Origin of the sequence: Flagellimonas baculiformis, from assembly GCF_033441575.1 — a bacterium.
GTDB classification, from domain to species: Bacteria; Bacteroidota; Bacteroidia; order Flavobacteriales; family Flavobacteriaceae; genus Flagellimonas; species Flagellimonas baculiformis.
Window position 1 is genome coordinate 37,877 of the sequence record NZ_JAUZVW010000003.1, and the last position, 24,658, is coordinate 62,534.

Annotated in this window: 12 protein-coding genes; 10 read left to right on the plus strand and 2 right to left on the minus strand. The window is 46.3% G+C overall.

From position 1 onward, the window contains the following. Window positions 1–314 precede the first annotated feature (314 nt). The 7 genes from SD450_RS05165 (at window position 315) to SD450_RS05195 (ending at window position 15,057) form a co-directional block, all read left to right on the plus strand. On the plus strand, window positions 315–3,437 hold the full coding sequence (locus tag SD450_RS05165) for a SusC/RagA family TonB-linked outer membrane protein (RefSeq protein WP_318343573.1): 3,123 nt from the start codon (window positions 315–317) through the stop codon (window positions 3,435–3,437). A gap of 10 nt (window positions 3,438–3,447) precedes the next feature. Further along, on the plus strand, window positions 3,448–5,022 hold the full coding sequence (locus SD450_RS05170; RefSeq protein WP_318343574.1) for a RagB/SusD family nutrient uptake outer membrane protein: 1,575 nt from the start codon (window positions 3,448–3,450) through the stop codon (window positions 5,020–5,022). Between the two features lie 339 nt (window positions 5,023–5,361). Beyond that, window positions 5,362–8,709: an FG-GAP-like repeat-containing protein gene (locus SD450_RS05175; RefSeq protein ID WP_318343575.1), complete on the plus strand. Its 3,348-nt coding sequence runs from the start codon at window positions 5,362–5,364 to the stop codon at window positions 8,707–8,709. Then, window positions 8,702–11,941, plus strand: coding sequence for a VCBS repeat-containing protein (locus tag SD450_RS05180; RefSeq protein WP_318343576.1), 3,240 nt, complete (start codon window positions 8,702–8,704; stop codon window positions 11,939–11,941). Before SD450_RS05175 ends, SD450_RS05180 begins: the two co-directional genes overlap by 8 nt. 10 nt (window positions 11,942–11,951) lie before the next feature. Beyond that, window positions 11,952–13,283, plus strand: coding sequence for a vanadium-dependent haloperoxidase (locus SD450_RS05185; protein WP_318343577.1), 1,332 nt, complete (start codon window positions 11,952–11,954; stop codon window positions 13,281–13,283). A 23-nt stretch (window positions 13,284–13,306) separates the two neighbouring features. Continuing rightward, window positions 13,307–14,203 (plus strand): GyrI-like domain-containing protein, encoded by an 897-nt coding sequence (locus tag SD450_RS05190; RefSeq protein WP_318343578.1) that lies wholly within the window; start codon window positions 13,307–13,309, stop codon window positions 14,201–14,203. Beyond that, window positions 14,200–15,057 (plus strand): hypothetical protein, encoded by an 858-nt coding sequence (locus tag SD450_RS05195; RefSeq protein WP_318343579.1) that lies wholly within the window; start codon window positions 14,200–14,202, stop codon window positions 15,055–15,057. The genes SD450_RS05190 and SD450_RS05195 overlap by 4 nt, the downstream gene beginning before the upstream one ends. Here the strand turns inward: SD450_RS05195 and SD450_RS05200 are convergent. Beyond that, complete coding sequence (locus tag SD450_RS05200) at window positions 15,054–18,767, minus strand: metallophosphoesterase (RefSeq protein WP_318343580.1); 3,714 nt, start codon at window positions 18,765–18,767, stop codon at window positions 15,054–15,056. The two genes, SD450_RS05195 and SD450_RS05200, sit on opposite strands and share 4 nt — an antisense overlap. A 56-nt stretch (window positions 18,768–18,823) precedes the next feature. On the opposite strand from SD450_RS05200, the gene SD450_RS05205 reads away from it, so the two are divergent. Further along, window positions 18,824–20,017, plus strand: a complete 1,194-nt coding sequence (locus tag SD450_RS05205; protein ID WP_318343581.1) for a Pycsar system effector family protein — start codon at window positions 18,824–18,826, stop codon at window positions 20,015–20,017. Window positions 20,018–20,020: 3 nt separating this feature from the next. Here SD450_RS05205 and SD450_RS05210 read toward each other — a convergent pair whose 3' ends face one another. Beyond that, complete coding sequence (locus tag SD450_RS05210) at window positions 20,021–22,396, minus strand: GAF domain-containing protein (protein WP_318343582.1); 2,376 nt, start codon at window positions 22,394–22,396, stop codon at window positions 20,021–20,023. A 117-nt stretch (window positions 22,397–22,513) separates the two neighbouring features. Here SD450_RS05210 and SD450_RS05215 point away from each other — a divergent pair, with 117 nt between their 5' ends. Next, entirely contained in the window at window positions 22,514–23,410 is an 897-nt protein-coding gene (locus tag SD450_RS05215; protein ID WP_318343583.1) for a metallophosphoesterase, read from the plus strand. Between the two features lies 1 nt (window position 23,411). Further along, a complete protein-coding gene (locus tag SD450_RS05220) occupies window positions 23,412–24,587 on the plus strand; it encodes a helix-turn-helix domain-containing protein (RefSeq protein WP_318343584.1) in 1,176 nt (391 codons plus the stop codon). Window positions 24,588–24,658: the final 71 nt, after the last annotated feature.

A 24,658-nucleotide genomic window follows, 5' to 3' on the forward strand; every position in this document is an offset into this window, starting at 1 on the left:
GCCATCGGACAAAACAAGCTTTTTAACAAAAACCCGGGACAGCTTTGCAAAAACTCCAAAAAGAATGTTAATCGTACCAAAGCTAAAAAACATTATATTAGCAGGACTATTGCGAAATTCTTTAAATAGACTTGGTTATTTTGTGATATGGATAAATCGACTCTTTAAGTTTTGCCAACCTCGCACCTGCCCAAAGTTATCAACACGAAACCGTTTTCGTGATAGATTGCGATATAGTTAAATTTCGATTAACACTTTTTTTATATATGTTTAACACTTGAATTAAAATTAACTAAACTTAAAATTAATCATTTATGAAGATTACGCTACTAAAAAGCTTTTTGTTGCTTGGAGCATTTTTATGCTTTGGCATGGTAAAAGCCCAAACAGTATCAGGTACCGTTTCGGATGCAAACGGACCTTTGCCAGGGGCTAGCGTATTGGTCAAAGGCACGACCAATGGTACCCAGACCGATTTTGATGGTAACTACACCCTCAACAACATTGATGGTGCGGCTACCTTGGTGTTCAGCTACATTGGCTACAAGACCGTGGAAAGATCGGTAAATGGCCAGTCCACCATCAACGTAACCTTGGAAGAAGATGCCCAGGCATTGGACGAGGTTGTGATCATTGGTTATGGCCAAACGACGGTAAAGGACGCTACAGGTGCTGTGGCAGCTGTTACTTCCGAGGATTTTAACAGAGGTATCATCTCTTCCCCTGAACAATTGATCCAAGGTAAAACCGCCGGTGTCCAGATTTCACAAGGGAGTGGTGAGCCTGGATCTGGAGTTGCCATTAGGATCAGGGGTACTTCCTCTGTACGATCCAACAACAACCCTCTTTTTGTGGTGGATGGAGTGCCATTGCCCTCGGGTGACACTTCTTCCGAAGGCACAAACATTGGTGTGGGTTCCAGTTCCGCCAGAAACCCGTTGAGCTTCCTTAACCCAAATGACATTGAGAGCATGAGTATCTTGAAAGATGCTTCTGCAACGGCCATTTACGGATCCAGGGGTGCCAATGGTGTGGTCATCATCACCACCAAAAGTGGAAAAGGAGGCGCCAAGGGAGGTACTTGGGAGTATTCCTCGGATTTGAGCTATTCCACACCTGCCAAAGAGCTCGACCTCTTAAACGCTTCTGAATTTCTTGACGCTGTGGATGCCTTCGGGGGTACTGCCATCAACTATGGCAACGATACCGACTGGCAAAATTTAGTCACAAGATCTACTGCTTCGACCAATAATAATTTGGCCTACTCCCAAAATTATGGTTCAGGGAATGTCAGGGCCACTTTCAATTATGGAAAACAGTTTGGTATCATTGAAAAATCCTCCCAAGAAAGGATTACTGGAAGATTGAATGCCTCTCATCGCTTTTTGGAGGATAAATTACGCCTCAACTTACAGGGTACACTTTCAAGGGTAAACGATGAAGCACCACCATTGAGTGGTAGTGCTGGGTCTACTGGTGATTTATTGGGTGCAGCCTATGCTTCAAATCCAACATGGCCAGCTAACCCCAACTTCAACCCTGGTGATAGGATCAATCCAATCAACCTTTTGCAAAACTGGCAGAGCATGACCTACACTGATCGTGTATTGGTCAACTTCTCCGCGGAGTATGACATTTTGGACGAATTGACCGCCAAAGTGACTTTGGGATATGACAAGTCCGATTCAAAAAGGGAAGCTTCTCTTTCTAGCAAATCATTCAATGTAGGAAGCGGTGCTGCTGGTAATGGTAGAGGTGCCCTGAACGATCTTATCAATGAGAACAGATTGTTGGAATTGACCGTTAACTACAATACGGAGTTCGAGAACTCCAATTTGGATGCCCTAGTTGGTTTTTCTTACCAAGATTTCAATGTAAGGGGCAGGAACATTCAAGGATGGGGATATAGTTCAGCCGATTTGAACCAAATGGCAACAGATCTTTCCAACTCTGCATCTGCTTTAGAATCACAAATTTCAGGAAGATACCAACAGTATGGTTATTCATTCGACGTTCCAAACAACCCCAATGGGCTTTTTGTGAACCGTTTGTTCCCTACACCTGAAACTGAGTTTCTTGGAGAAACTTCCGGTCTTGGTGTACGCGCCCTGTTTGCAGACACCTTCGACAATACGGACGAATTGCAGTCATTTTTTGCAAGAGCAAACTATACCATTGCGGATAAATATTTATTCACTGCAACTGTAAGAGCCGATGGTTCGTCAAGATTTGGGGAGAACAACAAATACGGTGTATTCCCATCCGCTGCATTTGCATGGAAAATCAATGAAGAGGACTTTATTGGCGACGCCGTATCCACCCTTAAATTGAGATTGAGCTATGGTATCACTGGTAACCAGGATGGTATTGGCTACGGAAGATACATCAGACGAGAAAGATATTCTGGAGGTGGTATAGCTGACGGAGGCGCGGTCAATGTACCTGGTACAAGTACTGTTGATTTTGCAAACCCTGACCTTAAGTGGGAAGAGACTACCCAATATGGAGTGGGTCTGGATTTTGGTTTCTCCAATGATCGCCTTAATGGTAGCTTGGACGTGTACCGCAAAGAAACCCGAGATCTATTGTTGAGCGTTGAGGCAGCACAACCTTCTCCCCAACCATTTTTCTTCCAGAACTTGGATGCCGTTGTTCTTAACCAAGGTGTTGAATTCTCACTTAACTATGACATTTTACAGGGAGAGGATTATAACTGGACCGCTGGTTTCAACATGGCCTATAACAAAAATGAGATACAGGATTTTGAAGGAGCAATTCCTGCAGGTACCATTAGAGGAGCTGGTCTTACCAATGCGTTCGCCCAGCGTTTGCAGAATGGACAACCACTTTATTCATTCTACCTTAGGGAGTTCACTGGTTTTGATGATGATGGAAACCCAGTCCATGAAGGTGGTACCGATAATCAAAAATTCGTAGGCAAAAGTGCCCTCCCTGATATCACTGGAGGTTTTTCAACCTCGGCTCGATATAGGAACTGGGATGCTTCCCTGTATTTCAATGGACAATTTGGAAACTACATTTATAATAACACAGCCAATGCCTTCTTTACTGGAGGTGCTATCGGAAGTGGTAACAATGTCACCCAAAATGTGGTTGATTTGGCAGGTGTGGAAAGCCGTTTTGCTGAAGCTTCCGTTTCCACTCGATTCTTGGAAAAAGGAGATTTTGTGAGACTACAGACCGCTTCCATAGGTTACAATGTGCCTTTGTCGGGAGACGGCATGTTCAAATCGATGAGGCTGAGCCTTACTGGCCAGAACCTTTTCGTGATCACTGATTACAGTGGATTGGACCCCGAGGTAAGTGTTACGCCTGCCACAGGAGACCTATTGAACGGTCTTCCCATTGCCGGTATCGACTACTCGGCATTCCCAAGGCCCAGAACATATACGTTTGGCTTTAGTGTAACTTTTTAAAAAAATTAGCATGAAACTAGAAACATATAAAAAAATTGTTTTTGCTTCACTATTCATAATAGGGTTTACCCTCTCTTGTACCGATTTGGAGATTGAGGAAACTGACTCAATTATCAGTGAAGGATCTGGTGGCGGTGGATTTACAGGCGTCACCAACCCAGAATCAGCCTTGAATGATTTGTACAACAAGGTAGGTGGGGATTTTGCAACGCAGGAAAACATGTACGCCCTATCTGAGGTGACTTCTGACGAACTATTGATTCCGACAAGAGGAACCGATTGGGGCGACAATGGAGTATGGAGACAATTGCATACACACACATGGACCCCCGACCACCAGTTTGTAAAAAATGCTTGGAACAATTTGAACCAAAACATTTTTAGGGCATCTGAAATTATTGAAACGACAAGTGCCAGTACCAGTACAGTGGCACAGGCGAAGTTCCTTAGAGCATTCAACATGTTCTTCTTGATGGATCTTTACGGTTCTGTTCCCTTTAGGGGGGTGGATGAAGGGCCCGAAATCAATCCTACAGTGCTTTCAAGAAGTGAGGCTTTCAGCTTCATAGAAACAGATTTGAACGACGCTGTGGATGGTTTATCCTCAGTTACACCAGGAGTGGCCAATGTGGGAACCGCTTCCGTAGAAGCAGCAAAATTCCTATTGGCAAAAATGTATTTAAATGCCCATATCTATAAAGGCACGGGTACAGCAGAGGCCGCAGATATGCAAAAGGTTGTGGACCTAGTGGACGAAATCAATGCTAGTGGATTTGACATACAAGAGGGTTATTTCCAAATTTTTGAGCCCACAGATGATTCTGAGACCATACTCTTTTTACGAAGTGATATCGGAGCAAGGATATGGAACAGTATGCACTACAATCAGAATGCCCCAGACAATACTGGTGGAGGTTGGAACGGCTTTTCCACACTTGCAGAATTTTACGATCTGTTTGAAGGAGATCCAGAGACCAATTATGTAGGCGATGGTCAAGAAGAGCGTAGAGGTTTTGTTCCTGATGCCGCCACTGCGACCAACCTGAATTTAGGAATTGGTTATGGTTTCTTGATCGGGCTTCAGTACAATGAGGATGGAACCCCTCTTGAGAACAGGCAAGGACAGCCGTTGGTATTGAAGAAGGAAATACCTTCATTGGTAGGTAATGGCGAGACAGAAGGTATCAGGGTAATTAAATATCACCCATACGATCCCACAGAAGAAGACAATGTGAATTCTTTCAGACAACATCAAATTCTCTTCAGGTATTCAGATGCGCATTTGATGAAGGCCGAGGCCATGATGCGTATGGGCGATGACCCAACCGCAATGGTGAATGAGCTTCGTGCCAAAAGAGCAGACACAGACCCGCTTCCTAGTGTAACGGAAGAAACCCTATTGGACGAAAGGGCACGTGAACTGTACATAGAGTTTTGGAGAAGGAACGATTTGATCCGATTTGGTCAGTTCACAGCTCCTTGGGGCCTTAAGGAAGTTAGTGGAGATCCGAATGTAAACCTGTTCCCAATTCCTGCAACTGCCTTGCTGTCCAATCCAAATTTGGTACAGAACCCAGGCTACTAAATAGGAAAAAGTTTAAGTTGTTTATATGCCGCCCCTATGTGGGCGGCATTTATTTTTGATCAATGGTAAACAGCCTATATTCTTACATAGGAACATATGTGTCAATGAATGAAAAAACAACAAATAAACGATTAACAAAATATTAATGCCCTGAGAATATTTTGAGATAATTGCCCAACTTGGTAGATTAGGAGTTTTGTTTGGGCACCTGTTTCTGCATATAGTTAAGCTAATACCGAAACAAATCTGTTGACACAGCCACAGTTCACAAAAACGATATAATGAGAGTGGCCCTAAAACTATAAAGACACCACATCCCGTGATAAAAGAGAATATCAAATGAAACTAAAATACGCCGCCGTACCCCTTCTTTTGATTCTCGGCACTGCATGCAAGAACCATGAAAGCGAACAATCGAAAGTGGAAGAAAAAGGGGAGACACTTTTCACATTGTTGCCTTCCGAAGATACGGGCATAACCTTTGTCAATTCGGTTGAAAACCAGAAGAATTTCAACATTTTCAAATACAGGAATTTTTACAACGGAGGGGGCGTGGCCATTGGCGACATCAACAATGATGGTCTCCAGGATATTTACCTCACCGGGAACATGGTCCCGAACAAGCTCTACCTGAACAAAGGCAATTTCCAGTTCGAGGATATTTCCGAAAGTGCGGGCGTGGGCGGAAACAAGCCATGGTCCACGGGCGTGGTGATGGTGGACGTGAACCAAGATGGCCTTCTGGACATCTATGTGTGTAATGCGGGGAACATGGAAGGCAACAACCACGATAATGACCTATACATCAACAACGGCGACCTCACCTTTACCGAAAAAGCGAACGAATACAACCTCGCCAAAACCGGGTTTACCACCCATGCTTCCTTTTTCGATTATGACAAGGATGGCGACCTGGATGCTTATATCCTGAACAACAGCAACATTCCTGTGAGCAGTCTTGGCTATGCCGAGCAGCGCCAGGTTCGTGCACAAGATTGGGAAGGGGTCCCTGATATTTTTAAAGGCGTGGGAGATATGCTCCTTCGGAACGACAATGGAAAATTTGTGGATGTCAGCGAAGAAGCCGGGATTTACGGAAGCCTCATCGGATTTGGATTGGGTGTCCTGGTCACCGATTTTAACGGAGACCTGTACCCTGACATCTATGTGTCCAATGATTTTTACGAAAGGGATTATCTCTACATCAACCAAAAAGATGGCACCTTCAAGGAAGAGATCAAGGAATGGACCTCGCACCTCAGCCTTTCCGCTATGGGCATTGACATTGCCGACATCAACAATGATGGACACAACGACATCTTCATCACCGACATGTTGCCCGAAGAGGAAGAAAGGGTGAAATCCGTAATGGAATTTGAGGGGTTCAATGTTTTTGACCTTAAGCAGAGTAAGGATTTTTACCAACAGTACATCCAGAACACCCTGCAATTGAACAATGGTAACGGCACTTTTTCCGAAGTCGCCTACTACAGTGGCATAGATGCAACGGATTGGAGCTGGGCAGGACTCATGTTCGACATGGACAATGACGGCCTTAAGGACATTTTTGTGACGAACGGCATCAACCACGACCTTACCGATTTGGATTTTGTGGATTTCTTTGCCAACGAGATCGTGCAGAAAATGGCCCTCACGGGAAAAAAGGAATCCATAGACTCCATCATCAGCAAAATGCCCATCAAGCCACAACCCAATTATGCGTACAAGAACAATGGTGATATTACCTTCAAAAATGCCAATAAGGAGTGGGGATTTGACCTTCCCTCCCGCTCCAACGGGGCCGCTTATGGCGATTTGGACAACGATGGCGACCTGGATCTGGTCATCAACAATGTGAATACGGAGGCCTATATATACCGAAATAATTCCGAAGCTCAGTTGGACAACAACTTTATCCAATTGAAGTTCAAAGGATCTGAAAAAAACCCTTTTGCTGTCGGTACCTTGGCCAAATTCTATTTTGACGGGCACATCATCAACCAAGAATTGATACCTTCACGTGGTTTCCAATCCTCCATGGAATACGGTATGACCATTGGCTTGGGGAAATCAGAAGCTTTGGACTCCATCCGTATCGTTTGGCCGGACGATCGCACCCAAAAATTGGAAAACGTCAAGGCCAACCAAGTGTTGACCTTCACCCACGCCGATGCAACGGAGACCTACAAAGTGCCTAAAAAAGAACCGATAAAATCCTTTTTGAGCGAGCTGGACAACAAAATGATGGCCAACCACAAAGAAGATGCCTACAACGATTTTGACTATGAGGGGCTTATCTACCAAAAACTTTCACAAGAAGGCCCTTCACTTGCAGTGGCAGACATCAATGGTGATGGCCACGAAGATTTCTTTATCGGCGGGGCACAAGGCCAGGCCGGCACCATATACCTGCACACGGGCAATGGAAAAGTTTCCCAGAAAAAATCACCTGTCTTTGAAAACGATAGGGATTTTGAAGATGTGGCCGCAGCCTTTTTCGATGCCGATGGCGACGGTGACCTGGACCTTATTGTAGGCTCTGGCGGCAACAATGTGGGTATGCAACGTAGTTATAGAGCACGACTCTACCTGAACGATGGAAAAGGTAATTTCACCAAACCGCAAAGCGAACTGCCCTCCACCTTCAAAAATATTTCAACCATCTCCCCTTATGATTTTGACAACGACGGGGATATGGACCTCTTCATTGGGTCGCGAAGCGTAGTGGGCGTATATGGCATCTCACCAGATCACCTGCTGCTTGAAAATATGGGGGACGGAACGTTCACGAATGTTACGGAACGATTGGGCTACGACCTCAAGGATGCCGGTATGGTCACCGACTCCAAGTGGGCGGATGTTGATGGGGATTCCAAAAAAGACCTTATCGTCACGTCCGAATGGGACACACCAAAAATTTATAAGAATACGGGCAGAAGGCTGGTAAAAATGTCAAGTTCTTTGGATAGCCTTTATGGATGGTGGAACACTGTAGAGGCAGCTGACCTCGATAATGATGGCGATTTGGACCTGATATTGGGCAACCAAGGGCTCAACCTCCACTACAAGCCCACCCACGAGACCCCCATGAAAATGTGGATCAATGATTATGACAACAATGGCACCATAGAGCAGATCACGACCCTCCAAAAGGATGGAAAGGACTATCCCATTCATCAAAAGAGGGAACTTACCGAACAACTGCCCGCACTCAAGAAACAGAACCTCAAGGCCTCTGACTATGCAGGCAGAACTATACACGAGCTTTTTCCAAAGGACGTATTGGACAAATCCATTGTGAAAAAAGCGGAGACCTCCGCATCCGTCATTGCCATCAATGAGGGCGGTGGAAAGTTCACCATCAAAAACCTTCCGCCCAGGGTACAGCTCTCCTGCATTTGTGACATCACCTGCATGGATGTGAACAAGGACGGTAACCTCGACCTGATCATGGCCGGGAACAACTTCGAGTTTAAACCGCAATTCTCCAGATTGGATGCAGGCTACGGCAACCTCTTGTTGGGCGACGGCAAACTCGGTTTTGAATGGCAGGATTTTGATACCAGTGGCTTCAAGGTTCGCGACGAGGTCAAGTATCTCCAACAGTTCAAGGATAAAAATGGCAAGGTTTTCGTCATAGCGGCCATCAACAACAACACACCCAAGATTTTTGCCATCAATGATTAGGTTTCGCATCGCACTGGTATTTGCTGTACTTTTTGTGTCCTGCCAAAAAGAAGGGAGTCTATTCAAAAATCCGGACCCTCGGGAAACGGGGATCACCTTTACCAATACACTCACCCCCACGGATGAGCTGAGCATATTGGACTACCTGTATTTCTATAACGGTGGAGGCGTTTCCATCGGCGACATCAACAACGATGGGCTTCCCGATATTTTCTTTACCGGGAACCAGGTCAAGAACAAACTGTACCTGAACAAGGGCAATTTGGAGTTTGAGGACATTTCGGCAACCGCAGGGATTGAAGGGAACAGCACATGGAACACAGGGACCACCATGGCAGATGTGAACGGTGATGGGCTTTTGGACATTTACGTATGTGCCGTGGTGGGCATCAATGGCTTCAACGGATACAATGAGCTATACATCAACGATGGCGACAACACCTTTACAGAAAGCGCTGCGCAATATGGTCTGGATTTTGATTCCTACAGTTCCAACGCCGCTTTTTTTGATTATGACCTGGATGGTGACCTAGACCTCTACCTCCTGAACCACGCCGTCCACACACAAAATTCCTTTGGAAAGTTCGACCTGCGTTTTGAAAGACGCTACGAGACCGGCGACAAACTGTTGCGCAACGACAATGGAAAGTTCAAGGATGTGAGTGAGGAAGCGGGCATCTATGGCGGGGTGAACGGGTACGGTCTTGGCTTGGCCATAGCCGATTTCAACCAGGACGGTTATCCCGACATCTACGTGGGTAACGATTTCCATGAGGACGACTATTACTATCTGAACAATGGCGATGGCACCTTCACGGAAAGTCTCCGGAAATATTTCGGGCACACCAGCAGGTTCTCCATGGGGAACGATGTGGCCGACATCAACAACGATGGCAGGCCCGATTTTTTATCCCTCGACATGTTGCCAGAAGATGAAGTTGCCCTAAAGTCATCGGAGGGGGACGATAACATCCAGACCCAAAAAATGAGGGTGGACCGTTTTGGCTACCACTATCAGTTTACACGGAACATGCTCTATGTGAACCAACCCGACGGGAATTTTACGGAAACGGCCCTTATGAGTGGCATTGCCGCCACCGATTGGAGCTGGAGCGCCCTTTTTGGGGATTATGACCAAGACGGCCACCAAGATGTGTTCATCTCCAACGGCATTCCCAAAAGGCCTAATGATCTCGATTTTATCAAATTCGCTTCCAGTAATGAGATCCAGAAAAAACTGGACAATACCAAATTGGTGGATGAAAAGGCATTGGACCTTATGCCCTCGGGAAATGTGCACAACTACACCTTCAAAGGAGGCAAGGATCTCATGTTCCAAGACACATCCGGGGATTGGATCACCAAGGACACCTTGATTTCTGGGGCCACGGCCATGGGCGATCTGGATGGGGATGGGGATATGGACCTGGTGACCAACAACATAGACCAACCTGCATCACTTTACATCAATAAAGTGGACAAGAAATCCAACTACCTCAAGGTCAAGTTCAATTTTACTCCAAAAAACAGCTTCGGCATCGGCACCAAGGTATATTCCTATCACAACGGGAACCTTCAGTTCAAGGAGCTTTTTCCCACCCGTGGTTTTCAGGCTTCATCTGAACCTATGGTACATTTTGGGTACGGAAATGCCCAAAAAGTGGATTCCCTAAAAATCATATGGCCGGACAGGACCTATCAAGTCCTGAAAAATGTTTCGGTAAACCAGACCCTGACCCTGAAACCGGAAAACACCAAGCCGTTCGATTACGGCACATTGCACAGGCCCACAAAATCCATATTCACTCCGGTAGAGGGCAATTTGGGCTTGGATTACACCCATGTTGAGGACAATTATACCGACTTCAACCGCGAAAAACTCATCCCCTATCAAGTTTCGGACAGAGGTCCCGCCTTGGCACAGGGCGATTTGAACAATGATGGAAAAACAGACGTCTTCTTTGGTGGATCCAAATTTTTCCCTGCGCAAGTCTATGTCCAGCAAGACAGTGTATTTGTGGCCCAACGGTTCGATAGCATCCAAAAAGATTCCATCAGGGAAAACATATCCGCGACCATAGCGGATTTTAACAATGATGGCAAGAACGACCTTTTTGTCACTTCGGGGGGCGGTGATTTCTTCGGGGAGTCCGATGCCCTGTTGGATGCCTGTTACATTCAGACAGATTCGTCATTTACCAGCATCCAACTACCTGAAATCTTCCAGAATTCATCCGTGGTAAGACCTTTCGATTATGACGGGGACGGGGACATGGATGTCTTTGTGGGCGGACATACATTGACGGCTCAATTTGGGGCACCTGCTACATCCTATCTGCTGGAAAACAACCAAGGCCAGTTTCAATTGGTCGATAGCTTTGCCAAACATTCCAAAGGAATGGTCACCGATGCCATTTGGAGCGATTTTGATGGTGATGGCTCAACGGACCTCATAGTGGTAGGGGAATGGATGTCGCCCAAGTTCTTGAAAAATGAAAATGGCACCTTCACGGAAGTAGCTGCGTTGGACCTCAAAGGCCTATGGCAGAGCATTACGGCTTTTGATATGGATGGGGATGGAGATTTGGACTATCTGCTGGGGAATTGGGGCACCAATTCCAAATTCAAGGCTTCCAAGGAATTCCCCATGAAACTCTATTTTGATGATTTTGATGACAATGGACAGACCGAGACCGTGACAGCCATGGAAAAAAATGGCAAATACTATCCGTTGGAGTCTATGGACGGCCTAACGGCACAATTGGTCTATCTCCGTAAAAAATACACCAGCTATAAATCCTTTGCCGGAAAGACCATGGAAGAGATTTTCGGAGAGGATGTCCTGAAAAAATCCGCGGTTTTGGAGGTCAACACCCTAAAATCGGGCTATTTGAGGAACGATGGCGGCAAATTTGTCTTCGTCCCTTTCCAAAACGAGTTACAGGTTTCTCCCATTACGGCATTTTTGGTGGATGATTTTGATGGTGACGGTTCCCAAGAAGCGCTTTGCGGGGGCAATTTCTTTGGGGTAAAACCGTACCATGGCCGTTTGGACTCCTTTTCCGGGGCCCTGATCAAAAATGACGAAACGGTTATCTTAGGGGCCGAACTGGGTCTCGATTTCACCAAAAAATCGTTGCGGCACCTACAAACCTTGGAACTGAACAGTCAAAAATATCTGTTGGCCGTGTTCAACAATGATAAAGTACAAGTCTATACATTCAAAAAATAACCAAAAGGTCATGAAATTAAGATTGAGTTTAATAGCGGTAGTATTTTTGGCGCTATCAGCCTGCCAAAAAAAGGAAGAACCCATTGTGGTCACTTCGGAGGATTTTCACAAATCTGTGGACAAGGTGGTCGAGGTCATGATACACGATATCTTTTCCCCTCCGGTGGCCAGTAGGATTTTTGCCTATCCCAACATCGCAGCTTATGAGATCATTGCGAAGAAGGGCGACAAGTACAAATCGCTTTCGGGTCAATTGACCGGTTTGGGCGACATCCCGGCCCCCAAGGATACGGAAAATGTAAATTTTGAAGTGGCCGCATTGGTGGCCCATATCGATTTGAGCCGAAGACTTATCTTCTCCGAGGAAAGGGTCTCCAATTTCAGGGACAGCCTTTATACCCTTTGGACAGCAAAGAACGAGACCATGTTCAACGCTTCCAAGGACTATGGGATGGAAGTGGCGGATTTTATCGCTGCTTGGATGGGCAAGGACAACTACAAGGAAACTCGTACCATGCCCAAGTTTTCGGTCAATTCCGACGATCCTTCGCGGTGGCAACCCACCCCACCTGCCTATATGAACGGCCTTGAACCGCATTGGGCCAAAATCAGGCCTTTTGCCATTGATTCAGCGGCACAGTTCAAGCCTATACCACCACCGGTTTTTTCCATGGAAAAAGACTCCGATTTTTACAAAGAATTGATGGAGGTTTATGAAGTCAGAAATGAGATGACCGCCAAAGGCGATGCTTCCGAAGAGGTGGCCATTGCCAAATTTTGGGACTGTAATCCCTATGTTTCAGTGACCCGTGGGCATTTAATGTTCGCCACTAAAAAAATCACTCCAGGCGCGCACTGGATCGGTATCACCAAGATTGCCTGCAGGAAGGCCGATACGGATTTTGCAAGAACCGTTTTTGCCTACACCAAGACTTCCATTGCCATTGCGGATGGGTTCATCAGCTGTTGGGACGAAAAGTACCGAAGCAACCTCATACGACCCGAGACCGTAATCAACGAATATATTGACGATAGCTGGACACCCGTTCTGCAAACACCCCCATTCCCGGAATATACCAGTGGGCACAGTGTGGTGTCAGGCGCAGCATCCACCGTTCTTACGAGCATTTTTGGGGACGGTTTCTCCTTTGACGACGATACGGAGACACCCTATGGGCTTCCCGTCCGTTCATTCACCTCGTTCAACCAAGCTGCGGATGAGGCCGCCATCAGCAGGATGTACGGTGGCATACACTACCGCGCTGCCATTGAGGTGGGGATCAAGCAGGGACGTGACCTTGGGAAATTTATTGTGGACAAACTGGACATGACCAAGGGCTAATTTCCTATTTTTACGGATGAATTATGAAGAAGGTTTTTATATCCATTCCAATACTCCTATTGGTTCTGCTCTTGTGGTATCTGTTCATCAAGCCCCAAGATTATCAGGTCAGTTTTAAGGCAAAAGCTATCCCTGGCACCATCTATGAGACCGTAAAGGCATGGAACATGGGTTTTGACAGTGTTGTTCCCCTTCAATTTGAAAGTCCTAGCCATTTTGAACAGACCATTGTAGTGAACGATTCCGTTCACGTCTATGAATGGAACATTACCCGTATCCATGATTCTTTGAGCCAGGTAAAAGTCAACATCAAAGATCCGGAACACACCTTGAAAAATAAGGTTTCAGTACCCTTTTCGGACACGGATTTTGAAAAAGGGTCCCGAAAGACACTTTTGGATTTCAATGGTTTTTTGAACGACCATTTGAAGGATTTTAAGGTATCAATCGTGGGGGAAGCAGAGCTTTTTTCCTCTTTTTGTGCCTGTGTTGCCCTCAACACTTCTCCAGAAGACAAGGCAAGGGGTATGATGGCCAATTATTCCCTGCTGAATTCCTTTTTGGTGGACAACGGGGTTACGCTGAATGGTCTCCCTTTTGTGGAAGTGGAGAATTGGGACATCAAGGCCAATATGCTGGACTATAATTTCTGCTATCCCATAGTACGGTCCGAAAAATTGCCCAACCATCCTGATATCGAGTACAAGCGTATTTTCAGCAAAAGATCTTTGAAAGCCATATACAATGGCAACTACATCACTTCGGACAGGGCATGGTACGCGCTACAGGATTATGCCAAAAAAAACAATATCGCAGTGGAGAACAACCCTATAGAAGTGTTCTACAATAACCCGAACATGGGGGGTAACGAGTTGAATTGGAAAACCGAGGTCTATCTGCCCCTAAAAGAATCCAAGTGAAAAAAATTGCACTGATTCTAGTGTTGATCTATGCACAAGCTTGTGCCCAACAAACCTATTATGGAAAATTGGACCCCGTGGGCAAGTTTTCCTCCAAACTCAAAGAAGTTTCGGGCATCGAGACTTCACCTGCCGGGGCCATTTGGGTAATCCAGGACAGTGGAAATGAGGACAAGATCTATCAGGTCGATGCGAAGGCAAAGTTGGTCCAATCCCTCAAAATCGATCATGCCAAAAACCAAGATTGGGAAGATTTGGCATTTGACAACGATGGCAACCTATATATCGGGGATTTTGGGAACAATGCCAATGAGCGCAAAAACCTGACCATATACAAAGTGCCCCAATCCGAATTGGACAAGAAAAAACCGAATGCCAAAAAGATTTCGTTCCACTATCCCGATCAGAAAAACTTCCCTCCCGAAAAGGACAGTCTCTATTTTGATACGGAAGGTTTTTTTCACTTGGACGGCCATCTGTACATCTTTACCAAAAACAGGACACGCCCCTATTCCGGAAAAACATTGATTTACAGGGTTCCGGACACCGAGGGTGAACATACCGCGGAACCTTTAGGTTCCCTGTTCCTGTGCGGAGATCAAGACCGTTGTTCGGTGACAGGAGCGGACATTTCCCCCGATAAGAAGACGATTGCACTACTCAGCTATGGCCTTGTGTTCCTATTGACGGATTTTGAGCTTTCCGATTTTTCCAAGGCATCCATTCAGACCATCGACTTGAACTGCCAAACCCAGATTGAGTCCATCTGTTTTTTGGACAACAAGACCCTCTTGATCGCCGATGAACAGAACAAGTATGGTGGACGGAGCCTTTATCAATTCAAGCTGGATTAAAACCCGAATCCGAGCCCGAAAGCAAACCTGAGCCCATCCGCACTTTGGAAGAGGCCTGCATTTGCCGTCAAAATATCCGCGCCGTTCAGAAAAAATCCGCCTCCGTAGGAATTGTGCCATTTTTGGGACACATCGCCTGGAAACCAAATCCGACCATAATCGAATCCGCCATAGATTCCCGGGGTGACAGGCAAAATCCCTGTGGGTCTGGCCCTGAAACTGTACCGCAGGTCCGAGCTTTGGTAAAAAGCGGTTTTTCCCGTGAAGCGTTGGAACCTATAGCCCCGTAATCCATCGTTGCCCCCAATGCTTGCCCCTTGGTAAAATTCAAAATCATCGCCAATGTTGAAATGGCCTTTCAGTTTGGTGGCCAAAACAAGTCTTCCGCTTGGGACCAACCTATGATCTATGGACAGGCTGGGCACGATGAACCCAAAGGACCTGCCCTGCTCTTCCACATTGGTCTTGTAGCCGCCGAGCAGTGTGAATGCCATGCCAAGGGTCGGGAAAGCCTCATTGTCCGTGTTGGAGTAGCTGTATTCACCTTCCACTCCCAAAAAGCTTTTATGGTTTTCCTCACCGTTTTCAACATAGAACTCGTTGATGAACCTGTTCTCCGTCTCTTCCACCTCAATGCTTTCATAGGAAATCCCGGCCCGCACCTTGGAACCCAGATAGCCCCTCCAAACCAAAGATGGTGTGAACCTCAACGTCCGCAGACGCACCCGGTTATAATCCAGGCCCAAAGGTTCGTCATCATCATTGTTCGCGGTCTCATTTCCAAAACCAAAAAAGTTGAGCGTGAAGTTGGGACTGGTGAACCTGGCGTTCAACTCCAGGTTGACATGGTTAAAAACATGCGCAAATTCTCCCTTGTACCCCACATCATATCCTTTGGTGGCAAAATAATAGGCGGCATTGAACGTGTGCTGTTGGGTGAACGGGTTCTTCCTGAACCCATTGAACGTATAGGTGTCCGTCAGCCCGATACGCAGCCCATCATCCGGATTGAAACCAATGGTCGGTAGTATTTGGTTGTTGCTGGCCTTTATCTTGAGGAACTCGTAGGTGTTGGTATCGTAATCGTCCAAGCGGTTGATGTTTCCCCCGTAGGCTTCATCATAAGTGTTCTTCTTGGCCTTGGAATCATAGACGAACGCTTTTTTTGATTTTTCAGAGATTTGGTACACATCATTGTTCTGTCCGCCGACCATACGCACCTTTATTTTGGAAGATTCTGTATCCACTTCAAAAACATCATCATCATCCAACCCGTAGATCCAAATCTCCTTGGTGTACGAAGGGTCGTACACTTTATGAAAAAACGGGTCCTTGATCTCGCCTCCTTTGATTCGATGGCCCCATACTTCCACTTTTCCATCTGGCAGGGAAACCACCTTGAAGTGGTCGTCCTTGTCCGTGCCGGCCACCACGCTGTATTTGTTCAACACGGAAAAATATTCCTTTGCCGTTTCCACGAGGTTCTCTTTTCTTGCCAATAGGATTTCCTTGATCTCGGCAAGGGTTTCATCCCTTACTTCCTCCGGAAAATCCAAAAAGGCCTCATCGATTACCGCTTCGTCAATATGCTCTTGGATAAACTTGGCCTGCTCGACCCAGACGTCTATCGATGTTTCCGATAGCAGGGCCATATCAAGGGCAAAGGTCCGTGGTGATGATGTGAAGCCCTTCACGCTCCGGATCTCTTCATGGAAGCCTTCAAAAATGCGGAGTGCCGGTACCGCCCTCGAACCAAAATTCATGATCAACCCATCGCCCCATCGGGAAAAAACTTGGTCCCTGTCCCTAGGTATGGGCTTGAACACCTTATCTCCATCTTCGGTCTCAAACTCGGCCCATCGCCATTGGTCCACATGACGGTCCCAATCCCCGACAAGGATGTCGAACAAGCGTGCCTTGGCATATTCCTTTTGGTCAATGCTGTATTTTTCATCCTCCCGTAGCTTATCGATAAGGTCGTAGGTGCTTTCAATTTTCTTGGTCCGTCCAAAACTTTCAAGGTCGTCGTGCTCATCGGAAACGTGTTCCTCGATCATGTAGAGTCCATCCCCAAACTCCGAATTGAAATCGCCCAAAACGGATTGTTTGGGCACATAATATAAGGTAGGATTGGTGTGATAGAGACCGACGGCATCAGAGAGTTTGCCCATGGCAAAGGGCGCATAGGGGTGTGCTCCCGTATAAAGGTCCAACAGCAATTCTTCGGTAAAGGTATCCTCAAACTGGCCTATGATGTACTGATCTTGGAAGGCCATGGCCTGCAGATATCGCTCGGCACTCTTTCTTAAGTCCCGCATCACATATTGCTTTCCTTTTTCATCTTCCAAACGAAGGGAACTGGACTGGTTGCCGCCCCCTTTGCGCACCACCTTCAATCCCCCGAAAAGGGTATCCAGATCCACAGTGGGCGCCTTGACCTTTGTGGCGTAGTATTTTCTGTAGCGTTCGCCCCAAAGCCATTTGTGGAACCCGCTTTTGTCCACTTCCTCTTCGGTATAGACCGAAGCTTCCACATAGGGCGGAAATTTTTTGGAAAGTCCGGTCATTGCCGTGGACTTGTCTTTGGGAAGCACCTCGGTGTGGAAGAGCAGTTCCTCCGAAACATCATCCGCCCCATAAAAGTCGACAGCGGACGAACCATCTTTGTACACTTTAAGGATGGCGTACCCATTTTTCCCTGTTGAAAACTTACTTCCGTTCAGCAGTCGGGTGGCGCCCGTCTTGGCCCCGGAACCACTCACAATCTGTGGCTTGCCATATTCCTCTATGTATTGGAGGGTATGTTCGTGCCCGGACACAAAAATCACCTTTTCGGAAAACTGGGACATGGTCAGTATCCTCTTTTTCAGTTCGTTGTATTTTTTATTGGACAAATCTTCCACCGAGGCACCGGAGGTTTTCCGCAAAAAATTGGCCACAGTCCCAAAAACGGGAAGGGGTACCTTGCCCCCACTGGGATAAAGGTGCTGTTCAAAGGAAAACTGCCCTCCATGCGAACCATAGGTGAACATGGGGTGGTGCAGGGCAATGATCACCGTTTTGTCCAAATTTTTCTTGATCTCGCTTTCCAGTTCCTCAAAAAACCGACCCCTGTCCTTGATCTCGCATTTATCGTTCATGGTGGGATGTTTGTCCCAATTGGTCAGGTACCACTCCGTGTCGATGGCAATGACCATGACCTTGTCGCTGATGGCCATCTTTTCCATGGGGCACCCATTTTGGGGCTGGAACACTTCCTTGTTGTCCAATGCCTCCTGAATGTATTTTTCTTCCCGCTCCAGACCTTCCAGACCTTTGCTGTACCAGTCATGGTTGCCCGGAATAAAAATGGCGTTCCCTTTGAACGATTCAAGTGTTTGTAATTGGGCATCCAAATAGTGCTTGGATCGTTCGTTTCCTACGGGGTCATCTTTTTCGTCCACAAATCCTGCCGGATAAATATTGTCTCCCAAGAAAATAACGGTACTGTTTTCGTTGGCCCTTTCCAGAACAGACTTAAACCTTTTCAAGGTAGGATTGAGCTCTCCCATGGGGGATTGCCCGGCATCCCCGATCAAATAAAAAGTGTGCTCCAATTCCTTATGGTCGGAGGTCTCCTTGCCGGAAAAAGGTGCTGCGTATTTGGCTTCATACGTAGCGCAACCGCATACCAAAGCAATCAGAAGGAAGAGTAAGTAATGTTTAACCATATCCACATGAGGTTGATTCCAAAATTTTGTACTTTGGATAATTGAAACATACGGTTATGTCGGAAATTGTTGAAAAAACTGAACGCTTTGCATCAAAACTTCTCACGGAAAAACTGGATCCCAGGTTTTTATACCACAACCTTCGACATACCCAACGTGTTGTTAAAAGTACTAAAGAATTGCTCAACTTCTATCGTTTGGGCGAGGATGAAAATGAGAGGATATTATTGGCCGCTTGGCTCCATGATATCGGCTATGTTGAAGACAGGGAAAACCATGAAGAGGCGGGCTGCAAAATGGCCACTTCCTTTCTGGAGGAAAATGGATATGATGCCGCGGACATAACCCAAGTATGCGAACTCATCATGGCCACGAAAATGGGGCATGAACCGCAGAATTTATCGGAAGAGATCATCAAGGATGCAGACACTTCCCACTTTGCGCAAAGCAGTTACTGGGAAACCACGGATTATTTGAAGGAGGAGCTCAAACTGCTCGGCATTGCCGATTTTTCCTCAAAGGACTGGAGGGACAAGAACATCCAGATGTTCCGAAACCACCACAGTTTTTACACCGACTATGCCAAAGAAAATTGGGAGGAAGGCAAGGAACGGAACTTAAAACAGCTGCTCAAAGAAAAGAAAACCGAAAAAAACATCGCCAAGAAGGAGGCGTTGAAGGCGAAGTACAAAAATGAAAGCCCAGATCGGAGCATACAGACGCTTTACCGCGTGACCCTTAAAAACCACCTGAAACTCAGTGACATTGCGGACACCAAGGCCAACATCCTGTTATCCGTAAATGCCATCATCATCTCTTTGGTCCTGGCCAATTTGCTCACCAAACTGGACAGCCCTTCCAACGCTTACCTCATCTATCCTACGTTCGTCCTGATCCTGTTCAGCGTGGCCTCCATGATATTGTCCGTTTTGGCCACTAGGCCCAATATCACCAGTGGAAGGTTCACCAAGGAGGATGTGGAACAGAAAAGGGTCAATCTGCTGTTCTTCGGCAATTTCCATAAAATGGAACTCAAGGAATATGAATGGGCATTGCAGGAACTGATCAAGGACAAGGAGTATGTATATTCCTCGCTCACCAAAGACCTTTATTATTTGGGACTTGTACTGAACAGAAAATACAAGATTCTCCGGATCACCTATACCATTTTTATGGTGGGCATGATCATCTCAGTGATCGCTTTTGGCGTTGCCTTTCGCTTTTTTGGTCCCGATCGGATAACCTTTTGAGGGCTATGACTTCAACTCTTCCATGAGATCGTCATAGGTGTAGGTGCGCTCGGATTTTTTGTCCTTTTTGTAGAGTATCTCCGCCCGAATGGCCTTGAGACCCGTCACGCCCTGGAGCCCTTCGAGCTCCACAATCTCAATATTGTTGGTAAAATAGCCCTTGGCCTTCAAGAAGCCTAGGTATCTCATATATTCCCTTTCGTCCTTGCGCTGGGAATAGACAATGGAAAGCTTGCCTTTTTGGGTCAAACGCTCATTGGTACCCTTGATGTATGACTTGTCTATCCGTTTTTTGATGACCTCGTACCTCGCATTGTAGGTCCCATCCACATCAAAACGTTTTTCGTCCATGCGAAAACGTATGGCCAAGGAAGTGCTGTACACCAAAATAAGGGAGGTCACATCCAGTTTCACGGGCAACTTGGATTTGAGTGCGTAGTATTTGTTCTCCATTTCGCACATCACCTGAAGTTGCCAAAGCCTGAGGTTGCTCAGATACAACTTGTCAAAAACGCGGTCCCTTGCGATGGAACTGCCAATGTACATGTTGTGCTCCACCCCATCGGTCTTGTAACGCTCAAAGTAGTGGGGAAACATGGCCTGGGCCTCCTCTTGCTTTTTGTCCAGATGGGCGGCCAACTGCATGTTGGCCTCCATCACGCTTTCGTCATAATTGCGACGATGGTCGTAATAGGACTCCGTGGTGCTATCTATCTTTTTCTCATATTCCCCAATGAGTGCCTTGAGGTGCTTGTCCTCTTTCTTGAAGTGTTTGAAGACGGGGTCGATCTCTTCTTTCACAAAATCGAACACGGCCTGTTCGGTATGGGTAAAAAGGGCTTCCCTGACCTCTTCCAGATAATTGTCCACCCGGTACATGAGCTCTTCATAAATGGGAAGTCCATATTTCTTGATCGCCTCCTTCAGGATTTCGTTGATCTCCGAAAGCTGGATCATCAGGTCCCTTTGGATGGACAGGTTTCTTTCCTTGGAAGAATCCTTGATATCGATCTGTCCATATAACGGATAAACGTCCTTGAAGACGATTTCCCTGAAAACAGGTTGGTGGCCTGACAGTTCATCCGCCATGAAACGCTTGGCCTCCTCTTGGAACTTCCAATATACCGAAGGATGCACTGTGGTGCATTCATGTTGGATCACGGCATCGATCAGGTTTTCCTCTTCTTCAATGGTCCGCATCACTGCCGAGATGATATAGGGCATCACATCGTCCAGTTTATTGGCGTTCACGCTGTTCAGTTCATTCACATTGCCCGAAACGAGCTCCAATACGCCCAAAAGATTGCCATTCACAGAGATAGGGGCCAATATGGCACTCCGTATCCCTTGTTCCATAAGGTTTTTATAGGGCTGTACACTCCCTGCAGACTTCTCAAAGTATTTTTCCACATTGGAAATGGCAAAATACTTGCCCTCCTTGAACAATTTTCCATGGGAATTGTCACAGAGCATCACATCGCAGGATTCAAGATCCTTCCCATTGAGTATATAGCTCTCCATGCCCTTGCCATAGATCTTGAAAAAATTGTTGGCATTGGAATCATATCCCGCAAAACCTACATTGATGTCCTTCAACCTGAACAAAGACCGGAAGGTGTTCTGAAAACTATCCATGAAAGGTTCGTTATCCTTTTTCTTGCTCCCGATCAAGGTGGATTTTATTTCCGAAATGGAATGCTCCGCGGTCACATCGAACATATTGGAGATGATGAATCCTTTGGCAATAAAGCTGTTCGGGGGGATTTTTTCCTTCCACAGGTCAAGGTTGTCAAAACTCGCCAAAAGCTCATCCACATCGTCCTGTGTGAGTTCCTTTGCCTTTTCGGTGGGGTGGATCTCCATAAAATCCGCATTGTACATGATGCGATAGCGGTTCATTACCCCGTTGGCATCTGGAATGTCATAGAAAAGGGGACGCTTAAAGTCGAGATTGTATCCGTAATGAAATTTGAGGATCACACTACATTTCATGATGTAGCTATACTCCATGGGCAAGTTGTGGATCTGCGGTTGAAAGCCCTCACCTGCTTCTTTCAACAATTTTTGAAAACGCTCCGAAGAGTTGAACACCAAATCCTCGAAGGCCGTGGTGGCCGTCTTTATCTCATTGTTGGTGAGTATGGGCGCAAAGGTGTCCTCCAGAATGATCTTGATCACATCCTTGTGTTCTTCCAAAAGCGAAAGATCACTGAAACCTTCCCTCAATATGGGGTACGGGGCTTGTGCGTCCAACACATATTTGGCCCGTTCGGCCAAGTGCGCATTGGGACTGTTCAGTTGTTCATCGTAATGCTCCAACAATTTGTTGAAACTTACCAACTGTATCACAGGGCTTTCCATTCCTTGATCCTGTTTCATACAAGCGTTAGTCGAAGTTGAGGCGATAAAGTTACAAAAAGAAAAAATGCATTTCCTTGAATGCCGTTCTTTATGGATTAATTGCCATTTTTGAGGATATTTGGTAAAATTTATTCCATGTCATCCACCACAAGATTGGACCGGGCCTATGATAATGCCAAGGCCATTCCTTTTGACGACACTTCCAAGTTCATCTTCTTCAGTGATTGCCACAGGGGGGACAACAGTTTTGCGGATGATTTTGCGAACAATAGGAACATCTATTTCCACGCCCTGAACCATTATTATAGGGAAGGTTTCCACTATTGCGAACTGGGTGACGGGGACGAGCTTTGGGAAAACATCAGTTTTGAAGCCTTGATCGAGGCCCATAAAAATGTGTACCAGTTGCTACGCCAGTTCCATTTGGAAAAACGGTTGCACATGCTTTGGGGCAACCACGACATGGTCTATCGGGATGAGAATTATGTAAAAAAGCACCTTTCCCACTATTTTGAGCCCATTGACGGGTCTGACAAGGCCCTTTTTGAAGGGATCACCTATCATGAAGCCCTTATCCTCAAACATCGGGAAACGGGGCAAGAAATATTCTGCACCCATGGCCACCAAGCGGATTGGTGGAACTACGTGTGCTGGCGCATCGGTCGGTTTTTGGTAAGGGTGCTTTGGAAACCGCTCCAGGTAGTGGGTATTGCGGACCCCACCAGCCCCGCGAAGAACTACAAGGAACTCATCCGTATCGAAAGGCGCATCAAACGCTGGATCTTGAAAAAAAACCTTCTGCTCACTATTTCCGGCCATACCCATCGACCACGGTTCCCCGAACCGGGACAGATTCCCTTTTTCAATGATGGCAGCTGCGTGCACCCCCGGAGCATTACAGGGTTGGAGATTGAAAACGGTCAGATTTCCCTCATTAAATGGCACATTGCCACCAAAGCGGACGGTACGCTACAGATTGTACGTGTTCTGTTGGAAGGACCTGAAAATTTATCGGACTATATAGCTCCTTGATATGAACAGCCTCGAGGCCTTACTTGACCAGATCCCGATACGCCACAACCTTGCGTCCCACATCCTGCTCCTTGGAATTGTCCAAGGGCTTTTCCTGACCTTGGTCATTTTTATCAGGGCCAAAAGAAGGTCCGCCATCCTATTTTTTGGGTGGATGCTGTTGGTCCAATCTATCGTGTTCCTGGACCTATACCTCTGCTATACGGGCCTTATAAAAAACGTAATGTGGGTGAACGATTCCACCGAGCCCTTGGTACTCCTTATCTTCCCCACGCTGTATTTCTTTCTTTATGCCCTGCTTGAAAGGAAACCCGTCACCTTCAAAAAACATTGGCTCCATTTTTTATTGCCCTTGGCCTATGCCCTCTCACAGACCTATTATTACTTAAGTCCCATAGAGGTTAAAGTCAATGCCTATATGGGGGCCTATTACCAAAACCTTGGGTTTTTGGACATTCCGGATGGGGTGAACTATTCGTACAACATCACAAAGGACCGTTTTAGGTGGCTGGTCCTATTGAGTTGTACCTTATACTTGATATGCTCTATCCATTTGGTCCTGAAATCGAAAAAGAACAGGTGGATGTCCGCCAAGAACATCAAACTGGACAAGTATCTTTTTTCGCAGAATACGGTGATGATTGCCTTGATCCTATCACTGACCCTGTTCTTTATCTTTTTCAATTTTGATGACGATGGCGGCGACCATTATATTGGTATGGCCCATACACTAACGGTATTCATTTCCTCTTTTTTCATTCTTTCGGAATCCCGCTTTTTCGAAAAATCATGGATTGCCGACAAATATGAGACCTTGGCAGGCAGTTCCATCGAGTTTGAATCCATCGAACAATTCTTGAACGAAACCGCTTATTATTCGGACCAAGAGGCCTCCCTGAAAAATCTGGCGGAAAAACTGGGCACCAATGCCAATACCGTGTCCAGATTGATCAATTCACAAACAGGGATGAATTTTAACGACTACATCAACCAGAAAAGGATTGTGCTTTCCAAAAGTAGGTTGGTGGACCATGACTTTGCCCATCTAACGGTCGAGGCCATTGGACAAACGGTAGGTTTTAAGTCCAAATCCGCTTTTTACAGTGCCTTCAACAAACATGTGGGGCAATCGCCATCGGCCTTTGTAAAGCAGAAAAAAGGGCAAAAAACGCTCTAATTTCTCCCAAATTGTAATTCAGGACATTTGCAACGACCCAAGTACATGCTATTTATAACCGCTCTCCCCAT